The 22,727-nt window shown below is 40.8% G+C and carries 15 protein-coding genes; 9 read left to right on the top strand and 6 right to left on the bottom strand.

What is annotated here, in order from left to right; genetic code table 11:
- Window positions 1-103 precede the first annotated feature (103 nt).
- From M2R48_RS15770 to lipA, 4 genes are all read right to left on the bottom strand, one after another.
- Complete coding sequence (locus M2R48_RS15770) at window positions 104-2,272, bottom strand: TonB-dependent siderophore receptor (RefSeq protein WP_262086683.1); 2,169 nt, start codon at window positions 2,270-2,272, stop codon at window positions 104-106.
- A 518-nt stretch (window positions 2,273-2,790) separates the two neighbouring features.
- Window positions 2,791-3,708: a siderophore-interacting protein gene (locus M2R48_RS15765; protein WP_315972846.1), complete on the bottom strand. Its 918-nt coding sequence runs from the start codon at window positions 3,706-3,708 to the stop codon at window positions 2,791-2,793.
- A gap of 894 nt (window positions 3,709-4,602) precedes the next feature.
- Window positions 4,603-5,700, bottom strand: coding sequence for a helix-turn-helix domain-containing protein (locus M2R48_RS15760; protein WP_004717563.1), 1,098 nt, complete (start codon window positions 5,698-5,700; stop codon window positions 4,603-4,605).
- A 577-nt stretch (window positions 5,701-6,277) separates the two neighbouring features.
- Window positions 6,278-7,270, bottom strand: a complete 993-nt coding sequence (gene lipA, locus M2R48_RS15755) for a lipoyl synthase (protein ID WP_056513092.1) — start codon at window positions 7,268-7,270, stop codon at window positions 6,278-6,280.
- A 363-nt stretch (window positions 7,271-7,633) separates the two neighbouring features.
- Here lipA and M2R48_RS15750 point away from each other — a divergent pair, with 363 nt between their 5' ends.
- The 6 genes from M2R48_RS15750 to M2R48_RS15725 are packed head-to-tail and all read left to right on the top strand — an operon-like array spanning window position 7,634 to window position 14,457.
- On the top strand, window positions 7,634-8,596 hold the full coding sequence (locus tag M2R48_RS15750; RefSeq protein WP_004823426.1) for a thiamine pyrophosphate-dependent dehydrogenase E1 component subunit alpha: 963 nt from the start codon (window positions 7,634-7,636) through the stop codon (window positions 8,594-8,596).
- 15 nt (window positions 8,597-8,611) lie between these two features.
- The gene (locus tag M2R48_RS15745; RefSeq protein WP_004717558.1) at window positions 8,612-9,631 is read left to right on the top strand and encodes an alpha-ketoacid dehydrogenase subunit beta; all 1,020 of its coding nucleotides are present in this window, start codon (window positions 8,612-8,614) and stop codon (window positions 9,629-9,631) included.
- Between the two features lies 1 nt (window position 9,632).
- Window positions 9,633-11,168 (top strand): 2-oxo acid dehydrogenase subunit E2, encoded by a 1,536-nt coding sequence (locus tag M2R48_RS15740; protein ID WP_262086682.1) that lies wholly within the window; start codon window positions 9,633-9,635, stop codon window positions 11,166-11,168.
- Between the two features lie 10 nt (window positions 11,169-11,178).
- Entirely contained in the window at window positions 11,179-12,579 is a 1,401-nt protein-coding gene (gene lpdA, locus M2R48_RS15735; RefSeq protein WP_262086681.1) for a dihydrolipoyl dehydrogenase, read from the top strand.
- Between the two features lie 11 nt (window positions 12,580-12,590).
- Window positions 12,591-13,376, top strand: a complete 786-nt coding sequence (locus M2R48_RS15730; protein WP_262086680.1) for an acetoin reductase — start codon at window positions 12,591-12,593, stop codon at window positions 13,374-13,376.
- 22 nt (window positions 13,377-13,398) lie between these two features.
- The gene (locus tag M2R48_RS15725; RefSeq protein ID WP_262086679.1) at window positions 13,399-14,457 is read left to right on the top strand and encodes a 2,3-butanediol dehydrogenase; all 1,059 of its coding nucleotides are present in this window, start codon (window positions 13,399-13,401) and stop codon (window positions 14,455-14,457) included.
- Between the two features lie 120 nt (window positions 14,458-14,577).
- Here the strand turns inward: M2R48_RS15725 and M2R48_RS15720 are convergent, their stop codons facing one another.
- Together M2R48_RS15720 and M2R48_RS15715 are read right to left on the bottom strand one after the other, a co-directional pair.
- Window positions 14,578-16,035 (bottom strand): amino acid permease, encoded by a 1,458-nt coding sequence (locus tag M2R48_RS15720; protein ID WP_262086678.1) that lies wholly within the window; start codon window positions 16,033-16,035, stop codon window positions 14,578-14,580.
- 416 nt (window positions 16,036-16,451) lie between these two features.
- Complete coding sequence (locus M2R48_RS15715) at window positions 16,452-17,957, bottom strand: PLP-dependent aminotransferase family protein (protein ID WP_262086677.1); 1,506 nt, start codon at window positions 17,955-17,957, stop codon at window positions 16,452-16,454.
- A gap of 302 nt (window positions 17,958-18,259) precedes the next feature.
- Here M2R48_RS15715 and M2R48_RS15710 point away from each other — a divergent pair, with 302 nt between their 5' ends.
- The 3 genes from M2R48_RS15710 to M2R48_RS15700 all read left to right on the top strand — a co-directional run bounded on the left by M2R48_RS15710 (window position 18,260) and on the right by M2R48_RS15700 (window position 22,607).
- Complete coding sequence (locus tag M2R48_RS15710) at window positions 18,260-19,585, top strand: hypothetical protein (protein ID WP_262086676.1); 1,326 nt, start codon at window positions 18,260-18,262, stop codon at window positions 19,583-19,585.
- Window positions 19,586-19,864: 279 nt separating this feature from the next.
- Window positions 19,865-21,127, top strand: coding sequence for a 4-aminobutyrate--2-oxoglutarate transaminase (gene gabT / locus M2R48_RS15705; RefSeq protein ID WP_239045123.1), 1,263 nt, complete (start codon window positions 19,865-19,867; stop codon window positions 21,125-21,127).
- Between the two features lie 31 nt (window positions 21,128-21,158).
- Window positions 21,159-22,607 carry an NAD-dependent succinate-semialdehyde dehydrogenase gene (locus tag M2R48_RS15700; RefSeq protein WP_239045124.1) on the top strand — a complete coding sequence of 483 codons (1,449 nt, stop codon included), beginning with the start codon at window positions 21,159-21,161 and terminating at the stop codon, window positions 22,605-22,607.
- The last annotated feature ends 120 nt before the right edge of the window (window positions 22,608-22,727 follow it).

Genomic DNA, 22,727 nt, shown 5'->3' with positions numbered 1-22,727 from the left:
TTTTGGCGCAATAGCAAAAGTTGATTGCGCCTGTTAAATAGAAGAAATTCCTCTAGGCAGTATGGAGTTTGCTTATTGCCTAGAGGAAGTCAGTTAAACCTGATTAAAACTTATATTTAAGTCCTAAATTATAGTTACGGCCTTCGCCCCATGTATACGTGCTATACCAGCTAAAAATCGTATAATATTTTTCATCTAAAAGATTGTTTACATTAAAAGAAACAGATAGTTGATCATTGACTTCATAGTTTGCCATTGCATCAAATAGCCAATAATCAGACACCACATGTTTAACAGGATCTTTATACAGTGGATTGGTGACATCGCCCCAAGTCTTATCTTGCCAACGTGCACCACCACCAATAGTTAAACCCTCCACCCATTGATTGAGCTTATAACTGGTATAAAGGCTAAATTCATTTTCAGGGGTCAAAGTGCTCTGTTTTATCCCATCTTGTTTAGAGATTTTATGATTAAAGCCAGCATGTAAATTCCAACCCGGGCGAATTTCACCAGTAACTTCGAGTTCAGCCCCTTTGGTTTTGACACCTTGTAGCGCTTCAGATGCGACACCACCAGATGGTGTAAGGACGTTTGGAATCTCTTTGGCAAAATTGTCTTGTTTGAGTTGATAATATGCCAAACTTGCATTTAAGCGACCATCAAAAAATTCACCTTTGATTCCAGCTTCGTAGTTTTCTCCCTCAAGCGGATCAAGTGTTTTACCGTTTGGATCTTGTGCAGATTGAGGTTTAAATATGGTGCTGTAGCTTGCATAAACTGAGTATTGGTCATTTAAATCATAAACTGCGCCAACATAAGGTATAAAGATACCTGACTCTTTCGTCTCTTCTGACTTATAGTTTGCAATACGTCCACCCAAAATGACTTTTAAATCATCATGTAAATTCAAACGTGAGGTGAGATAAAATCCATTCTGCTTGGTGGTTTCATTGTTTGACCAATGATTACCTTTTTGCCAATCAGGCTCTGCAACATTCCCGTTCCATTGATAATATTGATCTACACTGGTTTTATAATCAGTTGGTGTACCATAACCATTATTTTTCCAAGTGCTTTCAGAAATGCTTGCACCGACAACCAGCTCGTGTTCACGGCCAAAAAGTTGAAATGGACCTGTTGCATAGATGTCTGCAGCATCACTTTTGGTTTCGCCTTTATAGTTTCCAGCCCACATTGAAACACCAGTGCCAGTCGATGGATTTGGATGACCACCAGCCGCTGCGCCTAATTGTGCATCATAGCCATTGATTTGATGATTTAACTGGATTTTTGCGACCCAATCATTATCAAACTTATGCTCTAAGGTTGAGAAAATGGTTCGGGTATATTGCTCCCAATTACTCCAATTTGCACCATTGTTAAAGCCACGCGGCATTTTATTGAATTGGCCCGCCGAATTATAAATCGGGATACCGCCCCATGTTGATCCCTTAGGTTTATTGTCTTGATAATCTGCGCCTACAGTCAGTAGGGTATTGTCGCTTAAATCTGCTTCTAATATGCCGTAGAACACAGGGGTTTTGCGTTCATAGCGATCTAATTGAGATTCTTTGTCTTGATACGCAGCAACTCCACGCGCACGAATACTGCCCGTTTCGTTAAGTGGACCACTTAAATCAATTTGGCCGCGGTAGTTATTCCATGAGCCTAGACCAAGAGAAACATTTCCTTGGAAATCTTTGGTTGGTTTTTTACGAATGAGATTAATGGTTGCACCAGGATCACCCACCCCAGTTAAAAGCCCCGTTGCTCCTTTTAAAACTTCGATACGATCATAAATCCCCATATCACTCAGGGTATTTCCTGCTGAGTAGGCCGAATCACGATGCATCGGGATCCCATCATACTGGAAGTTTTGTATTGCAAAACCACGGGAATAATATTCTGTCCGTTCACTGTCATAGGTTACCACACTAACACCCGGGGTATGCCGCATAACATCATCGATAGAGTTGAGATTAAAATCATCCATTTCTTGGCGAGTAATCACACTAATCGTTTGTGGGGTTTCTTTGGGTTTTAAAACCAAACGCGTTGCTGTGGCAATTGAACCCGGAGTATAGACACCACTGTTTTCTGTAATTTCACCCAATTGGTTTGCTGTAAACTTGAGTGTTGGCAATGCGAGAGGTTCTGCATTATTTTGAGTCGTCTCTTCAGCAGCATGTAAAAGGGTAGTAGCAGCTACAGAAGTGAGACCTAACATGATCATTTGAATCATTTTTGACAGGTATTTTTTGTCTGTCATTTGCATTCTTGTTGATGACATCGAAAGCGGCCTTATAAGATGTGAGGAGTACGCTTATAATGTCGTTTGAGATTTAAAAAAGGATCACACTAATTTATCCCTGTCATTTTGAGATAACATTGGCTCATCTGTTAAGGTGGGTAGATTGGTTTTAAGTTTTGCACTTGGCTAGAGAAAAACAACCTTGGTAATCTTATTTTCAGCAATTACATCACCATGTTTTCGCGGTAGTTATAATTAGTCATCATGAAAAAATGTTGTAGTGGATTCGCTTTGGATCTTTAAGCAGACCATGATGTATAGCTATGCAACACAGCCTGAGCAATGAATAATAAAAAAGACTCGGATCGCGAGATCCGAGTCGGCTGCTGTCAATTGTGTTCAATCATCATTGAGTTAGGCCATAATAAAGCCAAAACATCGATATCAAGAATTGAGATTTCCATTTCAAATACTCCCCTAAATAACCGTCTTAAGAAAAGTGAGATGGGGTGATTTAAATCGGGCAATGGTTTCAGTTAAACAGGCATATCTAGATCATCAAATGTTTCTAACGTTTTACCTTGTTCTAGATGTTTTTGATAATATGCGACTCGGCTCAGATCTAATGTTGAGCTGGACATGCCGACATTCCAATAGCCCGCTACACGAATATCATCTTTACTCAAATGACTGTGTTGGGTAAACAGCTTACGTATCGCTCTTGCTTCATTACGTTCACAGGCTGCCCAAACGCTTATATCTTCACGATCTTTAAACTGCTCGGCAACTTTAAGTAGCATGCCCAATTTACCCGCTTGCTGTGGTTTTTCCCGATGGAGTAAATGAATATTTACTCCATGATGTTTTGGCAAATCATCAATAATATTGGCTTCACAACTTTCAATATAAATCTCTCCCTGAATCCCCGTTTGCCAATGCTGTAAAATTGAATAAACGGCAGGAATGGCGGTTTCGTCAGCAAACATCACCATGCGTTTGGCTGGGGTAAAATTGGGGAGAAAGTGCGGTCTTGGACCCGTAAGTTGAATTTTAGTGCCAATTTTTGCTGAATCTAGCCAAAGCATTGCTGGACTTGGGTCAGCATGTAGAACAAAGTCAATTTCAATTTGGCGGGTACTTGGATCAAAGCAACGCACGGTATATACACGTGATATGGGTAAGCCGTTTGCTTGTTGAAGTACTTCTAAACGAATGGCAAGGTTGGGTGTTGTCCATAAGTCTGGTTGTGTTGTATTGATTTCCCCCTGAATACGTACAATTGACGGAAAAGGATGAGAAATCGCTGTTATCGTCATCTCAATGACTTCCAGATTCCGCATATGATCATCTTGTTTCAGTATCGCTTTTGGGTCTGATACTGTTTTTTTGTCTGGCACTATTTTTTGATCTAAAGTTGTTTTTTGATTTGATGTCGTTTGTTGTTGGCTATTCATTATTAAGTCTACCTATATTTATTGAGCAATAAACCACAATTGCCTTTCTTTCAGTGCTGAGCGGATCGAGAAGATCTGCATGGTGTTAAATGTAAAATATAATCATTATCATTTAAAGAGTATTTATGTTTAAATTATTTGTATTTTAATTTTAGAGATTGATTTTTTGCCGAGAGAGGTAAGATTGTGAAGCGTTGTAGTGTTGATCAGGCTCAAGGTTTATTTTAATTGAGTGAAAAATATATTAATTTTAATCTTATAATTTTCTATATAGTTAAATCACCTAATTATTTCATACAAGTGATTTACATCAAGTCATTGAGCATAAATGAAGCTTATGTTTTTGTATTAACTTTTAAAAATTGTTGGTTATCAATTCATTTTTATACTTTTGAATCATAGCTGGTGATCCTACCGTGAGGCGACATGGATGTCGCCGTTGGGCGGGGGTACAGGACGTACCCCTCGCCCAATAGAAGATTTTTGTCACTTTTCATCTCTGAAAAGTGAGGCATCGCCTACGCAAAGGGATTTAAACTTTGAATGTAAGATGTGACAGTGTAAGCTTTTATATAATTAAACAATATTATTTCATCATATGTTTGATTTAATTAAAAATATTAATTAAGAGAAATTATATTATTGTGTCTGATTTTTTTTGACAGGTTGACTATATTTGCCGTGCATTTTCTGTCGTTGGCCTTAAAAATTAATCTTAAATCGATTCATTTATCATTTTTTATACAAAGCGATTTTTAGCAAAACAACTTCAAGCAAAAACATAGCTCGCTTGAGGAGATGTATTCTACTTTACTCAACTTTATAGCCTTAAACATCGGAGCAAAACGGCACTGTACTACAAGTTGTGCAATAAAATATCTAAGTTCATTGAGCCTAAAGTAATTTTAAAAAATACGCGCGATGCTGACTTTGTTCAGGCAATAATTCCAATACCCGTTGTATTGCATCATTACGTTCAGGAAGACGACTAATAATTTTTAAAAGTGGGTCAATATCCTGAATTTGATAAATCAGATGACTTAAACGCGCATCGAAACAATCACGCCATGTGGTCAAGAAAGGGCTTTCTGATTTGGCCAAAAAACTTCCTTTGTAGAGTGAAAATGTACTGGCGAGAAAACCTGCATTGAGGGATTGCTCAGCTCTGGTAAAGTCGGTTTGAATCTCACAAACTAACTTATAAGGGCGCGATAAAATACAGTTAGGGAGCAAGGTGCGTAATTGTGACATTTCTGCTTTTAAGGTTTTTTCACTAATGTCCCGATCACCGTATAACGCATAGTGCAGTTCATCTAGGTTAATACCCTCTGGGTGTAACACAAGAATGCATAGAATTTCAATTTGTCGATGGGTCAAAGTTAAAAGCTGTTGGTTAAATTGAACTTTAGGTGTACCAAAAACTTTGAGGTAAAGCATGTTTTTTTGTTCAAATTGAATCGCACGTTGAACCAACTCTGCGCAGCGCTCTACAGCCAATACACCCAGTGAAGTATGCTTCTTGTACTTGGTCGATAAATTAATCACACCATGAAATTGTCCAGATACAGGGTCAACAATCGGCGCGGCATAACAAACCCAATCCTGTACACTGTTCATCTGATTTTCATGTGAATAAACACAGCTAGAGAGATGATTATTTAAAGCCAAACCAATCGCATTTGTACCGACAGCCTGTGTTGACCAATGTCCACCTTCGACAAAATGCACTTGCTCAGCAGAGGAGAGCATAGCACGGCTGCTCCATGTCCAAAGTAATGTGCCATGATGATCTGTGATTCCAATTGCCATTTCAGAATCATCTGCAATTTTTAGTAAATCCGCATAATTATGTTGAAGAGAACGACGAAACAGTGACGGTTCTAGTTCGGTAGGTAAAGCGAGAAGTGGCGCAGCAGTGACGGATTCGATATTGACAAAATGTGTGGTCTGTAAACGAAGCGCTTGTGGCTGTAATTGATTCAATAGCTTCATATCATATTCCTTTATGATGAATGGTTATGCCATTAATACCTTGTATTCTTTGTCGTTGTGTCTGGTGATTTTAGTTGATGATCACACCAGATTTTAAGCTATATTCAAACAAATAGTGTTCCGAAAATAATCATCTTTATTAGGGTCTGTTGACATTTCATAAATGGCTTGCGTTGTAGGTTAAAATTGAGCAGGCAAGGCAGGAAACGAAGAGAATAGCGAGACTATTTTCAAGTTTCATAACGAAGGCTGAGATAATTTTAGCCACAACCCTTCGGGACTAGCGTGTTTTTTGCCGCTACGTCGTTACGAACTACTCATTTAGAATGACTAAATTTCGTATTTCTCGCCTAGTATCGCCTAAAAAACACACCTAGTCGCAAACATAGACGAATTGTTAACAGACCCTCATTTATTTCACTTTAGAAGCTAATGTTTCGCTTTGAAATGAGTTTTCTGCTCACAAATGTTAAATAAAGTTACCAATAAAAAGACAGTGTGATCTTTTTAGTACTCATTTTTTAGTACTCATTGTTTAATGTTTAGGCGTCCATATTCACTTTAACACTGAATCATCCTAAATTTCTGTGACAATGTTTTCACGTGTAAACGGCTTGGGTACAGGCTCGCCCTTGTATTGACGATCAGCAAAATAGCTGGAACGAACCATTGGCGCACTCCATATATTTTTAAACCCTAATAACTCACCATGTGCTTGATAATGTTCAAACTCTTTCAATGAAACAAAACGATGTATTGGGGCATGAGATTTAGACGGCTGTAAGTATTGACCAATGGTGACATAGTCCACCTGATAGTCACTGAGGTCATTCAGCAACACAATAACTTCTGCTTCGACTTCACCCAATCCCACCATCAAGCCACATTTCGTTGCGATGTCTGGACGTAAATGCTTAAACCGTTTTAACAGTTCCAAGGAATGTTGATAATCTGAACCTGGACGCATTGCACGGTACAAACGAGGGACCGTTTCAATATTATGATTAAATACATCTGGCGGGGTTTCGCTCAGAATGTTGAGGGCAACTTCTAATCTGCCCCGAAAATCAGGGACTAAAATCTCAATTAGCGTATCTGGGCTACTTTTACGGATTTCTCGAATACATGCAGCAAAGTGTTGTGCTCCACCGTCAATAAGATCATCACGGTCTACTGAGGTAATCACCACATAGTTTAAATTTAGATTTTTAACGGTTTCTGCTAAATGTTTCGGTTCATCAGCATCTAAAATATTTGGACGTCCATGGGCCACATCACAAAATGGGCATCGACGGGTACAAATATCTCCCATAATCATAAAGGTCGCTGTTCCACCACCAAAGCATTGTGGCAAATTGGGGCACGCGGCTTCTTCACATACGGTATGTAGTTTTTGCTGACGTAATAAATTTTTAATACGTTGCACTTCTTCAGGCTGGCTGATCTTGGCGCGAATCCATTCAGGCTTTTGTGGGATCTGTTCTGTACTGATAATTTTTACTGGAATACGTGCCAATTTATCTGCACCACGTAGTTTTTGTCCCGTGGTGACTGAAACTTTTAAATCCATTTTAAATAGTCCATTAAATAAAATAATTTAATATAAAATGACATTTTTATCTATGATGTCAAATATATTTAAAATATTTATCAATATAATAAAAGAGTGCAAAATATTAATATTATAAAATAAAGGTTGGCTAAAGGTTTGATTTTTTAAGTTTTTGAAAATTATAAAAATTTACAAATATTTTTTGCTTTATAAAGTGCTGTTTTTAATATTTTTATTGTGTTTTTTTAAAGAAATATTTTTTTAGTCTAATATTAATTTTGAATTAAATAATTTTATATAAATATACGGGTTTTAAATACCAGTGTTTATTTTTAAATATATGGTTTTTACTTTTAACTGTGAGCATGAAGGAATAAGTATATGCAATTAACGGAAGAGCAATTGCTAGCAGCATACAGACGGATGCGAGATATTCGTGAGTTTGAGGATCGACTTCACGATGAAAATAATACAGGTGATATTCCCGGATTTATCCATCTTTACAGTGGTGAAGAAGCGGTAGCCGTTGGAATTTGTGAAAATTTGACCGACAAAGATTTTATTACCTCAACCCATCGTGGTCACGGTCACTGCATTGCCAAAGGATGTGATATTCACGGCATGATGTTGGAAATTTTTGGTAAAGATGATGGTTTGTGCCGCGGCAAAGGCGGTTCAATGCACATTGCTGATTTAGACAAAGGTATGTTGGGAGCCAACGGTATTGTCGGTGGCGGGCCGCCTTTGGCAATTGGAGCTGCGTTAACCGCAAAAACCTTAAAGACGGGTGGAATTGGTCTGTCATTTACTGGGGATGGTGGTTCTAACCAAGGTTTGACCTTTGAAGCTATGAATATGGCTGTGGTTTTAAAACTCCCAGTGATTTTTGTTTTTGAAAATAATGGTTTTGGTGAAGGTACTGCGCATGATTATGCAGTCGGAAGCAAGGACATTGCAGGTCGTGCTGCGGCTTTTGGTATGCCTGCTGAAAAAGTAGATGGGACAGATTTCTTTGCTGTGTATGAGGTCGCCCAAAAAGCTATTGAACGTGCACGTCGTGGCGAAGGCCCAAGTGTGATTGAAACCATTACCAATCGTTTTTATGGACACTTTGAAGGTGACCCAGGACTGATTCGTTCAAAAGAAGAGCTCGATTATGTCAAAGAGCATAAAGATCCGTTGAAAATTTTCCGTGAAAAAGTCAAAGGTAAGATTGCTGAAACCACACTGGATGCAATTGATGTTGAATCAAAAGCCAATGTCGATGCTGCTGTCGCAAAAGCACGTGCTGCCAATTATCCAGAACTTTCTCAACTTCTTACCGACGTTTATGTCTCTTACTAAAGGAATAGTAAAGCAATGCCAAATAAAAGTTATCGAAACGCGATTAAAGAAGCGATTGAATCAGAAATGCGCCGTGACCCAAGCGTGATTGTTGTCGGTGAAGATGTCCGTGGCGGGCATGGCGGTAAAAATACGGATGACAATAAACTCGAAGGCTTTGGGGGCGTACTTGGTGTCACCAAAGGGCTATGGACAGAGTTTGGCTCTGAGCGTGTGATCGATACCCCGATTACTGAATCTGCAATTATTGGAATGGCAGCAGGGGCTGCTGCAACAGGTTTACGACCTGTGGCTGACCTGATGTTTATGGACTTCTATGGCGTATGTCATGACATGTTGTATAACCAAGCGGCCAAATTTCGTTATATGTTTGGTGGAAAAGCCAAAGCGCCTTTGGTGGTTCGAGGCATGATCGGCGCAGGCTTTTCTGCTGCCGCACAACATTCACAATCCCCGTATAACGTTTTTGCTGCTGTACCCGGTTTAAAAGTCGTGGTGCCATCTAGTGCGTATGATGTAAAAGGCTTATTGATCCAAGCCATCCGTGATGATGATCCCGTGGTTTTTTGTGAACATAAATTGCTTTATGACATCAAAGGTGAAGTTCCAGATGAACCATATACCATCCCTTTTGGTGTAGCAAATTACACCCGTGAAGGAACCGATGTCACGATTATTGCCTTAAGTTTAATGGTGCATCGTGCCAATGAAGTCGCGGATAAGCTTGCCAAGGAGGGAATTTCTGTCGAAGTTGTCGATCCACGAACGATTTCTCCATTGGATGAAGAAGGCATTTTAGAATCTGTCGCGTCAACAGGGCGTGTGGTGATTGTTGATGAGTCTGCTGCCCGTTGTGGTTTTGGGCATGATGTGGCTGCATTGATTGCACAAAAAGGCTTTCATTATCTCAAAGCACCCATTGAACTGGTGACACCACCGCATTCACCTGTGCCATTTTCACCCGTATTAGAAAAACAATGGCTACCAAGTGTAGAACGTATCGAACAGGCTGTACGTAAAACGTTGGAGGCTTAGGATGAGCGAAATTAAAACTTTAGAAATCCCAAAATGGGGTTTGTCGATGGAAGAGGGCACCATTGCCCAATGGTTGATTCAAGCAGGCGAGCAGTTTAGTAAAGGACAAGAAATTTGTGAAATTGAAACCACAAAAATCGTCAATGTCCTTGAAGCACCGTTTGATAGTACCTTGCGTAAAATCATTGCCAATAATGGCGATACTTTAGTGGTTGGCGGGATCATTGCAATTTGTGCAGATGCGCAAGTTTCTGATGCTGAAATTGATGCCTTTGCTCAATCTTTGGCTGGTGCACCTATTGTCAATGAAAGCAAAGCTGTTGAAGAGGTTGGTGAAAAGCTGACAGCGACTCAGCCTGAAACCAAGACGCAAGCTGTGCCTAAACAGAATCGTACTGAGCAGGTATCAAAAGCTGTTGCCCAAAATGGCTATGTAATTCCTGCGGCATTACAAGGTTACCAACCTGTTGAGGATGTTTTTGCAACACCGCATGCCTTGAAATTGGCTGAAAAGCATCAAGTGAATTTGGCGCTGGTTTCAGGCTCAGGGCGTGGAGGTCGTATCAGTGTGCAAGACATTCAAACCGCAGTTCAAGCTGCGGGTGGATCATGGCCCGATATTCGACAGCAACCGAGTGGTAAAGTGGCGAAATCTAAAGCAGATGATAGCCAAGTGTTGGCAACACCAGTTGCACGTCGTTTAGCCAAACAATGGGGCATAAATTTACATGACTGCCGTGCCTCAGGCTCCAGAGGACGTATTTGTAAGGAAGATGTTGAAGCAGTTTATCAGCGTGAAAACCCTGCACCTGCCTCAAATAGCGCTGATGTAACGTTGACTGAAACTGCCAAGGTGACCACCGTTGCGATGAATGGTATGCGTAAAGCCATTGCTTCACGCTTACAGACAGCAAAACGCAATGCACCACACTTCCGTTTAACCGTAAATTTAAATGTGGATGCTATTCAGGGGTTACGTCAGCAGATTAATGCCACTGTGCCGCAAGTGAAATTGTCAATCAATGACATGCTGATTAAAGCGGCAGCAGCTGCATTGATCAAAGTGCCACAGGTCAATGTTCAGTTTGATGAAGAGAATCAGCAGATTTTGCAGTTTGATCAGGCAGATATCTCTGTTGCCGTAGCGATTGAGAATGGCCTTATCACTCCAATCATTAAAGCTGCCAATACCAAGTCTTTGGCACAAATTTCCAATGATATGCGTGATCTTGCAACACGTGCCAAAACCGGCAAATTGGCCCCTGATGAATTTCAGGGCGGCAGTTTCAGTATTTCGAATTTAGGTATGCTCGGTGTTCAACAGTTTGACGCGATTATTAACCCACCTCAAGGTGCGATTTTAGCTTTAGGTGCAGCAGAAAAACGGGCAATTGTTGAAAATGAGAGCATCGTGATTCGACAGATGGTGACCGCGACTTTGTCGTGTGATCATCGGGTGATTGATGGTGCGTTAGGCGCACAGTTCTTGGCAGCATTTAAGCAGTTTGTTGAAAATCCTGCATTGATTTTGGTGTAGGAGCATGAGCATGTCAGACACACAATTTGATCTTATTGTGATAGGCGCTGGTCCAGGGGGCTATGTGGCTGCGATTCGTGCAGCCCAACTGGGCTTAAAAACAGCCATTGTTGAAGAACAGCATTTGGGTGGCATTTGCCTAAATTGGGGCTGTATTCCAACCAAAGCTTTATTGAGTGGCGCGGCACTTGCACAGCAATTTAAACATTCACAACAGTTTGGTTTTTCTTTGGGTGCGATTGATTTTGATATCCAACAACTGGTACGTCATAGCCGTCAGGTGTCAGAACAGTTGGTACAAGGGATTGGGCAATTACTAAAAAAGAATCAAGTTACTGTTTTTAATGCAAGCGCTCAATTTATCGAGAAAGAACGCTTAGAACTGACTGATACAAAGGGTCAAAAACAACAGATTTCTGCACCGCATATTATCGTGGCAACGGGTGCCAGAGCCGCCAATTTAGCGCATGTTCCTGTCGATGGACAGCATGTCTGGAGTTATAAAGAGGCTTTAGTCCCAGAACAATTGCCGAAATCACTTCTGGTGATTGGTTCAGGGGCCATTGGCAGTGAGTTTGCCAGTTTATATCAGGACTTAGGCTGCCAAGTCACCTTGGTTGATATTGCCAAACAGATCCTACCCAGTGAAGACCTTGAAGTTGCCAAATATGTGCAAAAGCAATTTGAACAGCATGGCATGACGGTTTTAACTGAAGCGGCTGTACAAAACATCGAAATCGTCAAGGACCAGGTGCATTGTCATGTTGAAACCGCAACAGGTGTACAAATCATCACTGTTGAAAAAGTCCTTTCCGCAATCGGTGTGCAACCCAATACTCAAAATCTGGGTTTAGAAAGATTGGGTATTGAGTTTGAGCATAGTTTTATCAAAGTTGATCCATGGTGTAAGACCAATGTGGTTGGAGTGTATGCCATTGGTGATGTCGCAGGTGCACCATGCTTGGCACATAAAGCCAGTCATGAAGCAATTTTATGCGTGGAGAAAATTGCAGGGCTGGCACATGTACATGCTTTAGATCGTAGCCAAATTCCAGGGTGTATTTTTACCCATCCGCAGGTGGCAAGTATTGGGCTAAGCGAGCAAAAAGCCAAAGCAGCAGGTTTTACAATCAATGTGGGTAAGTTCCCTTTACAAGCCAATGGTAAAGCTTTGGCTTTGGGCGAGACCACAGGATTTGTAAAAACCATTTTTAATCAAGAAACAGGGGAATTGTTGGGAGCACACATGGTGGGGCATGAGGTCACTGAACATATTCAGGGCTTTGCCATCGCTAAATATTTAGAAGCCACTGATGAAAGCCTAGCACAGGTGATTTTCCCACATCCTACGTTATCTGAGGCGATGCATGAGTCGGTTTTATCGGCAATGCAACGTGCAATCCATATTTAAGGAGTCGCAACATGCCTAGAGGTCTAAACAATAAAGTCGCATTAATTACTGGCGCCGCACAGGGCATAGGACGCGGTATTGCTTTACGCTTGGCACAAGAGGGCGTGCATATTGCCTTGGTTGATCTTCACCAAGAAAAGTTAATTGCTGTTCAGCAAGAGATTCAAGCATTTGGGGTAAAAGCCACCACATTTATTGCAGATGTTGCTGATCCTGTACAAATCAGCAGTGCGATTGATCATGCAGAATCGACATTAAATGGCTTTGATATCATTATTAATAATGCAGGGATTGCCCAAGTTCAAGCCTTGGCGGAGGTGAGTCCAGATGAATTTAATCGGATTATGAATATCAATGTAGGCGGTGTGCTGTGGGGGATTCAGGCCGCTGCCGATAAATTTAAACAGCGCCAACATGCTGGCAAAATCATCAATGCATGTTCGATTGCTGGGCATGAAGGTTTTGCCTTGCTTGGTGTCTATTCAGCCACTAAATTTGCCGTTCGTGCCTTAACTCAAACCGCAGCAAAAGAATATGCCAGTGCTGGTATCACGGTAAATAGTTACTGTCCCGGTGTAGTCGGTACAGATATGTGGGTAGAGATAGATCAACGTTTTGCTGATATCACTGGTGCACCCGTTGGGGAAACTTATCAGAAATATGTGGATGGAATTGCTTTAGGACGTGCCGAAACCCCTAATGATGTTGCCGCATTGGTTGCTTTTCTAGCCAGTGAGGATGCTGGCTATATTACTGGGCAGTCAATTTTGACCGATGGCGGAATGGTTTATCGTTAATACTTGAATGAGGAATGCATCAATGAAAGCAGCTCGTTTTTATGATAAAGGGGATATCCGTATTGAGGATGTTCCAGAACCACAGGTACAACCAGGAACCGTTGGAATCCAAGTCGCATGGTGTGGTATTTGTGGCACAGATTTACATGAATTTATCGATGGTCCAATTTTTATTCCTCCGTGTGGTCATCCGCACCCGATTTCAGGTGAAGCTGCACCTGTGACCATGGGGCATGAGTTTTCAGGTGTGGTGTACGCTGTCGGGGATGGCGTGGATGATATTCAGGTGGGGCAACATGTTGTGGTTGAGCCTTATATCATTGCAGATGATGTTCCGACTGGACCACATGACAATTATCACTTGTCAAAAAATATGAATTTTATTGGTCTAGGTGGTCGCGGTGGTGGGCTATCTGAAAAAATTGCGGTACAACGCCGTTGGGTACATCCCATTTCTGACCAAATTCCCTTGGATCAAGCCGCATTGATTGAACCTTTATCTGTCGGACATCATGCATTTGTAAGAAGTGGAGCACAGTCAGGTGATATTGCCTTGGTTGGTGGGGCGGGCCCGATTGGATTGTTATTGTCTGCAATTTTAAAGGCCAAAGGCTTAACTGTCATCATTACCGAGCTCAGTGCAAAACGTAAAGAAAAAGCCTTAGAAGCAGGTGTTGCCGACTATGTGCTAGATCCGTCTCAAGTGGATGTTGTGGCTGAAGTAATGAAAATCACCCAAGACCGTGGAGTGGATGTGGCTTTTGAATGCAGTAGTGTCAATAAGGTCATGGATACACTGGTGGCAGCCATGAAACCGACGGGAGTGGTGGTGATCGTTTCAATCTGGAGTCATCCTGCAAGGATTAATGTGCATAGTGTGGTGATGAAAGAGCTGGATATTCGCGGCACGATTGCCTATGTCAATGACCATCAAGAAACCATTCGCTTGGTTGAGCAAGGTAAAATTAATTTAGAACCTTTTATTACCCAAAGAATTGCTTTAGATGATTTGGTTTCACAAGGCTTTGAAACCTTGATTCATAACAACGAATCTGCGGTCAAGATTATTGTGCATCCTTAGTAGATCGAATGCGCCTTTATTCAATGCCAATATTGAGTCAGCAAGCAAACAATGAAAATGATCTGTGAACAAATATGAATGTTGTTCACAGATCGATTTAAGCTGATTTCTGCTGTTGTATTAAGAGTTATTGTCACTGAGCTTAACGTTGCTTTGTGAAGCCTTATTCTCTGATGCTTGATGAGCACCCCAATTAAACTTTTGTGCACAAATCCCAAGACCTACGATAAGTAAGGCCAGTACACTGGTATATGCAACTTCTTTAAAATAAGTTCCTTCAATAACCATTGTAATTAATGCACCAATAATAAAGACAATCACCAGATAGGTCAGCCAAGGAAATAACCACATTTTAAATGGAATATGTTCACCTTCGGCTTCGAGTTTTTTACGTAACTTTAATTGTGAAAACGCAATTGCGAGATATACATAGAGGGATACTGTACCTGTTGTCAGCATGAGTACATCATAAATATTCATACTTTCAGTCGCGGTAAAATAAACGGCAACGAATGAAAACAGACTCGAAAAAATGACGCCAATCCATGGGCTGTTATTACGATTGGTCAATGCAAAGCTCTTCGGTGCATCTCCTCGTTTAGAAAGTGAATATACCATGCGAGAGCAGGTGTAAAGCGCCGAGTTAAAGCAACTACATACTGATGTTAACACCACAAAATTGACAATATGACGTGCTTCAGGAATACCCAGTGCTGTTAGGGTTACACTGTATGTCCCCCAAGTTGGATCTTTTAATAAAGGGTTGTTATGTGGAATTAAGCAAACAGTAATCAACATTGAGCCGACATAAAATAAAATGATCCGCCATACGATTGAATTGGATGCTTTGCGGATTTCTTTGGCTGGATTTTTGGTTTCAGCGGCTGCAACAGTCACAATTTCTGCGCCCATGTAGGCAAACATTACACCGAGCAAGGCAGTAATGACTGAAGAAAAGCCATTCGGCATAAACCCTTCAGCTGTTAAATATGTAACACCACCGACCATAGCGGCATCACCCCAAGGCCATATATGCAAGATGGCTAAACTTCCGATCACCAAGAATAGAATAATGGCAATGACTTTGATTAGGGCAAACCAAAACTCAAATTCGCCATAGTTTTTTACATCGCGTAAATTAATCCAAACTAAACTTACAATAACAAGGAGCATATAGCCCCAAATGGGAATAAATGGAAACCAGTTATTGAGAATTTTGCCTGCAACAAAGGCTTCCCATCCCATCAGTAAAGTCCAAAAGGACCAATACAGCCAGCCAATCGAAAATCCAGCCCAACGACCAATGGCACGGTCTGCATAAGTTGAAAATGAACCACTGTCAGGATTCAGTACAGCCATTTCACCCAGCATACGCATGATCAGTAGAACCAATAATCCGCCGAAAGTGTAGGCAAGGATTGCAGCTGGTCCTGCATCGTAGATTACATTTCCCGAGCCAACAAATAATGCACCGCCAATAACACCAGCAATCGAAATCATAGTGAGATGGCGGGATTTAAGTCCATTTTTTAAGCCTTGTGACGAATCTAGCTTGGAAGCAGATTGATTTGCAGTCATATTATTTCCCTTAATATCAAGCATATAATTGCAGTTGAGCGCTATGCTATTTTTTAATGATCTATCCTTTGAAATGCAGCTAAATGATTAAGCACTGAATGAAGATGAGGTTAACTTTGCTCAATCGTATATTTTGTAAACAGGGGGAAGGATTACCCTTTGGCGACTAAACTGTTTACATACTTTTTATGTATTCGATTAATTTGGCTTTTTTGTTATCAGGTGACGAGAGCCACTTTTTATCTATTCAAAGGAGCCAATTATTTTAAAAATGTGAAAAGGGCAAGGAAAAAAAATGTACAGAAAAATGAAGTTGCTCAATAAAATGAGCAATATTTTATGGTTGTGTTGAGGGTTTAAAGCGGGTAAAAATGAAGTTAAACTTCAAAATTAAATTTTAAAGGATCTCTGATTTTTTAATGATTGAATGTTGGAATACCAGCGTCACGTAAGCATTTCAGTAAAATACCGAAAGCGACAAAAATGGCTTGTTCATTAACACAGGCGAAACCGAGCAATAGACCTTTCTGTTGAGTAGAATATTGTTTTGTATAGTATTGTGACAGTGCTCTGACTTTTACCCCTTGATCAAGCGCGTTCGAGGCAATCAAAACATCATCACTGTGACTTGGTAATTTTAAAATTAGGTGTAAACCTGCTGCTGTATTGTATTCGTGTAGGAAATCTTGTCCCAAATGACGGTAAATTAAATCAATTAAAAATGCATGGCGTTTGCTATAAAGTAAACGCATACGTCGAATATGTGCGCCATAATGCCCCTCACGAATAAACTCAGCCAATACTTTTTGATCGATTAGATGTCCACCTCGATAGAGTTCTGCTGAGACAATGCGTAATGGTGAAAACAATTTTTTGGGCACGACCAAATAACCAATACGTAGCGCTGGATAAATGGTTTTACTGAATGTTCCCATGTAGATGACGGGTGAATCTGGTTCTAAGCCTTGTAAAGAGGGGTAGGGTTGTCCTGAAAATCTGAACTCACTGTCATAATCATCTTCGACAATCCAGCATTGATGTTGACGTGCAAGCGCGATCAATTGTTTTCTGCGTTCAAGACTTAGATGTGAACCCAATGGATACTGGTGAGAAGGCGTAACAAAGATCAGCTTAGGTGGGCATTGAGGATGAAGGTCTGGAATAATCCCATCTTGGTCAACTGGCAGTGAACGTAAATTAACCCCATTAATGCGTAGAATATTGCGGGCTCCCCAATAAGCCGGGTCTTCGATCCAAACTTCATCACCGATATCAGTCAAGGTTCGCGAAACTAAATCAATAGCTTGGTGGGTACCTTCAGTAATGATGATTTGGTCTGCATCGCATTGAACTGAACGTGCAATTTTGAGGTATTCTGCGAGTTCCTGACGTAGCTCCAAACTGCCACCAGCATTGCTATAAATTAATTGATTAATTTCTGGTTCACGGCTTAAACGGGTCTGAATTCGGCTAAAAATATGATGCGGAAATTCCGTTACATCAGGTTCGCCTGGTACAAATGCTCCCCACTGGTAGGGTGATGCAGCAGAATAGCCGATTAAGTAAGAACCACGTTGAGATAAGCTGTAACTTTGCTGAGATTTTTTTTCTTGAATGGGTTGATGGGGATTTTCTGCTTTGACTAAAAAAGATTCAGGTAATTCGTCTGCGACCCAAGTCCCTTGCCCAGTACGGGCATTTACATAACCTTGTGCTTGTAATTGTTCATACGCGCTTAACACGGTATTGCGAGAAACTTTAATTTCTTTTGCCAAGTCACGCGATGCTGGTAAACGAGTTTTAGGTGCTAACACACCATCAATTATGGCATTGCGTAAGCAGCGAAATAGCCGTAACTGCAAGGTTCCATCGATATCTTGCTGCAATCGTTGTAGTAAATAATCTCCAAGCAAGCTACGCAATTGGCTCTCTCCTACAAATTGAAAATGGCTCTCGTGGGCACAATGTCAACACGTGCAAAATGATCTAGTCAGACCATGATTGTAAAATTTTACTTCATCTCTGGCTAAAAACACGAACCAGTAAATGGCAGAAAAAAATATACACAGATCTGACTAAAAGCCCAAGCAAAAAAAACAAGCTTATTTTTAGATTAGATCGCGCTGCTGAAATATATGGAATCGTAAATATCAACAACACTACATCAGTTTTAGTTTTTGCAGTCGCGAGGAAATGCGTCTACATACAGAAAAAGGATCATATAATGAACAGGATAGTGAACGATCTTACACATACGCAACAAGGGGCAATTGCTTGGAATAATGATCTTCAGTCATCTGCATATTTTGATGCACTTAGCGAAGATGAACTTAGCGAAAGGGAAGCTATGCTGAACTGCCACAAGTGGAGTCTAAGGCCTGATATTCCAGTAAAATTGATTTTGCTTGTTACGCTGCTCAGCGTAATGACGGTATCTACGGCTATTTATGCTGAGGATCTTTCTTGGGGAAATGCTGATACGGCATTGGGGAAACTAACGGTGTCAGGGTGGGTACGTGCGAATTACCAAGATAAAGATTATTCGGACAGTGACCATAAATTAAAGTTTAATGCTGCGAAACTCGACTTAAAATATGATGCCAAGACCTTGTTTGGTGGCGTGGAATATCGCTGCTATCAAAATGATACCTTGTGTGATTTCTCAACTTTGGTCAATGCCAATTTTGGTTATAAGTTAAGTGATACGAGCAGGATTAGGCTTGGACTGCAGGATATGCCTTTTGGTATAGGTCGTTTCTGGACCAATAGTTGGTATGGGAGTTTATTGGACAATGCCGGTTTAGAAGATGTGCATAATTTAGGGATCAATTGGCAGCAGCAACTCAGCACCAATACTGTTTTGGACTTGGCTTATTTTGCTCGTGATGGCGGAAGTTTTGCAGGGGGCGGTGGAGATTCAGCGCGTTATGCTGCCAATTATGTTGAGCCTGAAGATACAACGACAGAGAATATCGAAGAAAAAAATATGTGGGTTGCACGGATTAATCAGAAAATTCACTTCGATGATTATCCTGTTCAATTCAATGTAGGGGGATCGTATTGGTATTCGGATTTGGAAAATAATAGTAATGGGCAAACGGGTCATCGTCATGCATGGAATGTTTTTGGTCGCTTAAATTACCAAAAGGCGAATTTAACCTTGACCGCTGGGCAGAATCGTAGTGATACCAAGTCATTAAACGCTACAGATTATACAACGGTTGGTTCATTTGAATCTAAATATTTTGTTGCCAACAAAAGCAACTACTATGTAGCGAATATTGATTATCATATCAATGATTTTTATAGAGATTATGATATTACCCCTTATTATAGCTATACCGTGTTTGATAAAAATAAGTCAGGTTTTGCCACATCAACCCGACAAATCCTCGGTGCATATATGAGCATGAAGCAATTTTCGTTAGCAGCAGAATATATCGTGGGGAAAAATGATGTATTTATTGGTGGTGATGCCAATTCTCTAGCAAAGGGCGATGCATCAGGGCAGAGCAAACTCCTTAATTTACTGTTTATTTATAGTTTTTAGTTTTTTCGGATAACTCAAGCAATGGCACCCTTTTAAAAGGTGCCATTTTTTTATCAGCTAATTTTAAGGCTAAGATTTATCAGTATTTATTGAATTTTAAATTTTAAAAAAATAGAGCAACTGTATACATTGGCTCTCTCGCACTTAATTAAAGTGGCTCTCGTTTCATATCCATAAAAGCGCACAATAAGACAAATCAACATGTCATTTGCATATCATCAATTGGGTGATATGGATGCTGAAATTTTATCATGTATGAATCAAGATTGAGGATATAAAATGGACAGTAAACATTCTGCTTTGAATACGCGTAAACAGCAGGCAACACCTCGAGGAGTTGGTGTCATGTGTCAATGGTATGCGGAGAAAGCAGAAAATGCGACAATTTGGGATCTTGAAGGCAATCAATTTATCGATTTTGCTGGTGGAATTGCGGTACTCAACACAGGTCATCGTCATCCTAAAATTATTGCTGCTGTTACTGAACAATTAACAAAATTTACCCATACAGCATATCAAGTTGTACCTTACGAAAGCTATGTATCTCTTGCCGAGCGTATTAATCAACGCGCCCCGATAGATGGTCCTGCAAAAACTTCATTCTTTTCTACGGGCGCAGAAGCTGTAGAAAATGCAGTAAAAATTGCCCGTTCATATACACGTCGCCACGGTATTGTAACTTTTGGAAATGGATTCCATGGTCGCTCATTTATGACCATGGCAATGACAGGTAAAACAGCACCTTATAAACGTGATTTCGGTGTGATGCCTGGAGGCGTTTTCCATGCGCGTTATCCAGTGGCGTCGAAAGGCATTACGATTGATGACGCAATTCAAAGCATTGAAGATATTTTTGCTGAAGATATTGCTGCACATGATGTGGCTGCAATTGTACTTGAACCTGTGCAAGGGGAAGGTGGCTTCAATGTGGCCCCAGCGGAATTCTTAACGCGTTTACGTGCACTATGTGACTTGCATGGTATTTTGCTGATCGCAGATGAGGTTCAGTCTGGTTTTGCACGCACAGGCAAATTATTTGCTATGAATTACTATGAAACTAAAGCTGACCTCATCACTATGGCAAAAAGCTTAGGTGGTGGTTTCCCTATCTCAGGTGTAGTTGGTCGTGCTGATGTGATGGATGCACCGAATCCTGGCGGGTTAGGCGGTACTTATGCGGGCAGTCCAATTGCGGTTGCTGCAGCACATGCAGTTATTGATGTTATTGAAAGTGAAAATCTATGTGATCGCGCCAATGTATTGGGTGCAGAGTTGGTTTCAGTATTAAATACAATTAAGGCCACCACCAGCATTGTTACCGATATTCGCGCTTTGGGTTCAATGGTTGCAATTGAACTAGAAACAGCTGAACAAGCAAAAGCTATACAGACGCATGCAATGGAAAATGGCTTACTGATTTTAACTTGTGGCCGCAATGGTAATGTCATTCGTTTCTTATACCCATTAACAATTCCAACAGCGCAATTCAAAGATGGTCTCGCTATTTTAAAACAAGGGTTTGCAACGCTGGTTGCAGCATAACTGGTTGCATCATAAGAAATGGGAGATTGAAATGCTTCAAGATCATTTGAAATATTTATTACAGCATGCAGATATTCACTTTGAACAACCGTTAAATGGTGGTTACATCGAAGTGAGTGATGCTGCAACTCATGTGCCATTAGCATGGGTGAAAGCATATGATCGTCAGGCGGTCGAACAAGCAATTATCCGTTCACAAGCTGCACAAAGAATGTGGAAAGCAAAAACAGCCTTGCAGCGTGCGGATGTGTTGTGGGCATGGTACAACTTGATTTTGCAAAATCAGGAGCAACTCGCACAAATTTTGACCGCAGAGCAAGGTAAGCCTTTGTTGGAAGCACGTGGTGAAATTACTTATGCGGCATCATTTATTCGCTGGTTTGCCGAACAGGCGCGTCGTATTGATGGTGAGGTACTGACCCCAACACAGCCAAATCAGCGTTTGCTGGTTATTAAGCAAGCGATTGGGGTAACAGCTGCGATTACGCCATGGAATTTCCCTGCGGCGATGATTACCCGTAAAGCTGCGCCTGCCATTGCTGCGGGTTGTTCGATGCTGGTTAAGCCTGCGGAGCAAACGCCATTAACGGCGTATGCTTTAGAAGTCTTGGCAGTGCAAGCGGGTTTGCCACAAGATGTATTGCTTCATATCAGTGGTGATGCAATTGAAGTTGGTAAAACACTGTGTGAAAGTGATACTGTTAAAAAGTTGAGTTTTACGGGTTCAACTCAAGTGGGCCGTATTTTAATGCAACAGTGTGCGCCAACAATCAAAAAATTATCACTGGAGCTTGGTGGCAACGCACCAGTACTGGTTTTTGATGATGCCAATCTGGAACAAGCCGTACAAGGCATTATGCTGAGTAAATTCCGCAATAGTGGTCAGACCTGTGTTTGCGCGAATCGTATCTATGTACAAGATGGTATTTACGATGCATTGGCTGAAAAATTGACGGCTGCTGTGGCGAACTTACAAGTTGGCGATGGTCGTCAAGAAGGCTCAACTCAAGGCCCTTTAATTGATGAAGATGCTGTTGCTAAAGTGCAATCACATATTGCAGATGCAATCAGCAAAGGGGCACAGATTAAAATTGGCGGAAAACGTTCAAGTTTAGGCGGAACTTTCTTTGAGCCGACGGTGTTAACTGAGGTGACTCAAGACATGCACGTTGCAAAGCAAGAAACCTTTGGTCCTTTGGCTGCATTATTCCGTTTCAGCAATGAAGAACAAGCTGTGGCAATGGCAAATGATACTGAGTTTGGACTGGCGACTTATGTGTTTACACAGAGTTCAGCACGTCAATGGCGTGTAGGTGAAGCATTGGAATATGGCATGGTTGGTATTAATACTGGTGCTATTTCAAATGAAGTTGCGCCATTTGGTGGAATCAAACAATCAGGTCTGGGACGTGAAGGTTCTAAATTTGGTATTGATGAATATCTCGAAATGAAATATCTATGTGTGGATTTATCTGCATAAATACGTTCTTTTCATCATGCTTTATACTTTTTTAAAAATCAGTTTTGTCCATTCAAGACTGATTTTTTTAATTTAGGGAAAATTTAATTTGTAGCTTAGCCATTGCACAATGATCTTAGC

The organism is Acinetobacter sp. I-MWF (assembly GCF_025433935.1).
GTDB classification, from domain to species: Bacteria; Pseudomonadota; Gammaproteobacteria; order Pseudomonadales; family Moraxellaceae; genus Acinetobacter; species Acinetobacter guillouiae.
The sequence above is the reverse complement of the archived record's forward strand: the minus strand, read 5'-3'. Positions and strand labels throughout refer to the sequence as shown.

Bases quoted from the DNA above. Each gene is read 5' to 3' on its own strand.
- M2R48_RS15730 (WP_262086680.1), top strand. From the start codon at position 12,591: ATGCCTAGAGGTCTAAACAATAAAGTCGCATTAATTACTGGCGCCGCA.
- M2R48_RS15710 (WP_262086676.1), top strand. From the start codon at position 18,260: ATGAACAGGATAGTGAACGATCTTACACATACGCAACAAGGGGCAATT.
- M2R48_RS15750 (WP_004823426.1), top strand. From the start codon at position 7,634: ATGCAATTAACGGAAGAGCAATTGCTAGCAGCATACAGACGGATGCGA.
- M2R48_RS15770 (WP_262086683.1), bottom strand. From the start codon at position 2,272: ATGACAGACAAAAAATACCTGTCAAAAATGATTCAAATGATCATGTTA.
- gabT (WP_239045123.1), top strand. From the start codon at position 19,865: ATGGACAGTAAACATTCTGCTTTGAATACGCGTAAACAGCAGGCAACA.
- lpdA (WP_262086681.1), top strand. From the start codon at position 11,179: ATGTCAGACACACAATTTGATCTTATTGTGATAGGCGCTGGTCCAGGG.
- M2R48_RS15740 (WP_262086682.1), top strand. From the start codon at position 9,633: ATGAGCGAAATTAAAACTTTAGAAATCCCAAAATGGGGTTTGTCGATG.
- M2R48_RS15720 (WP_262086678.1), bottom strand. From the start codon at position 16,035: ATGACTGCAAATCAATCTGCTTCCAAGCTAGATTCGTCACAAGGCTTA.
- lipA (WP_056513092.1), bottom strand. From the start codon at position 7,270: ATGGATTTAAAAGTTTCAGTCACCACGGGACAAAAACTACGTGGTGCA.
- M2R48_RS15745 (WP_004717558.1), top strand. From the start codon at position 8,612: ATGCCAAATAAAAGTTATCGAAACGCGATTAAAGAAGCGATTGAATCA.
- M2R48_RS15760 (WP_004717563.1), bottom strand. From the start codon at position 5,700: ATGAAGCTATTGAATCAATTACAGCCACAAGCGCTTCGTTTACAGACC.
- M2R48_RS15700 (WP_239045124.1), top strand. From the start codon at position 21,159: ATGCTTCAAGATCATTTGAAATATTTATTACAGCATGCAGATATTCAC.
- M2R48_RS15765 (WP_315972846.1), bottom strand. From the start codon at position 3,708: ATGAATAGCCAACAACAAACGACATCAAATCAAAAAACAACTTTAGAT.
- M2R48_RS15725 (WP_262086679.1), top strand. From the start codon at position 13,399: ATGAAAGCAGCTCGTTTTTATGATAAAGGGGATATCCGTATTGAGGAT.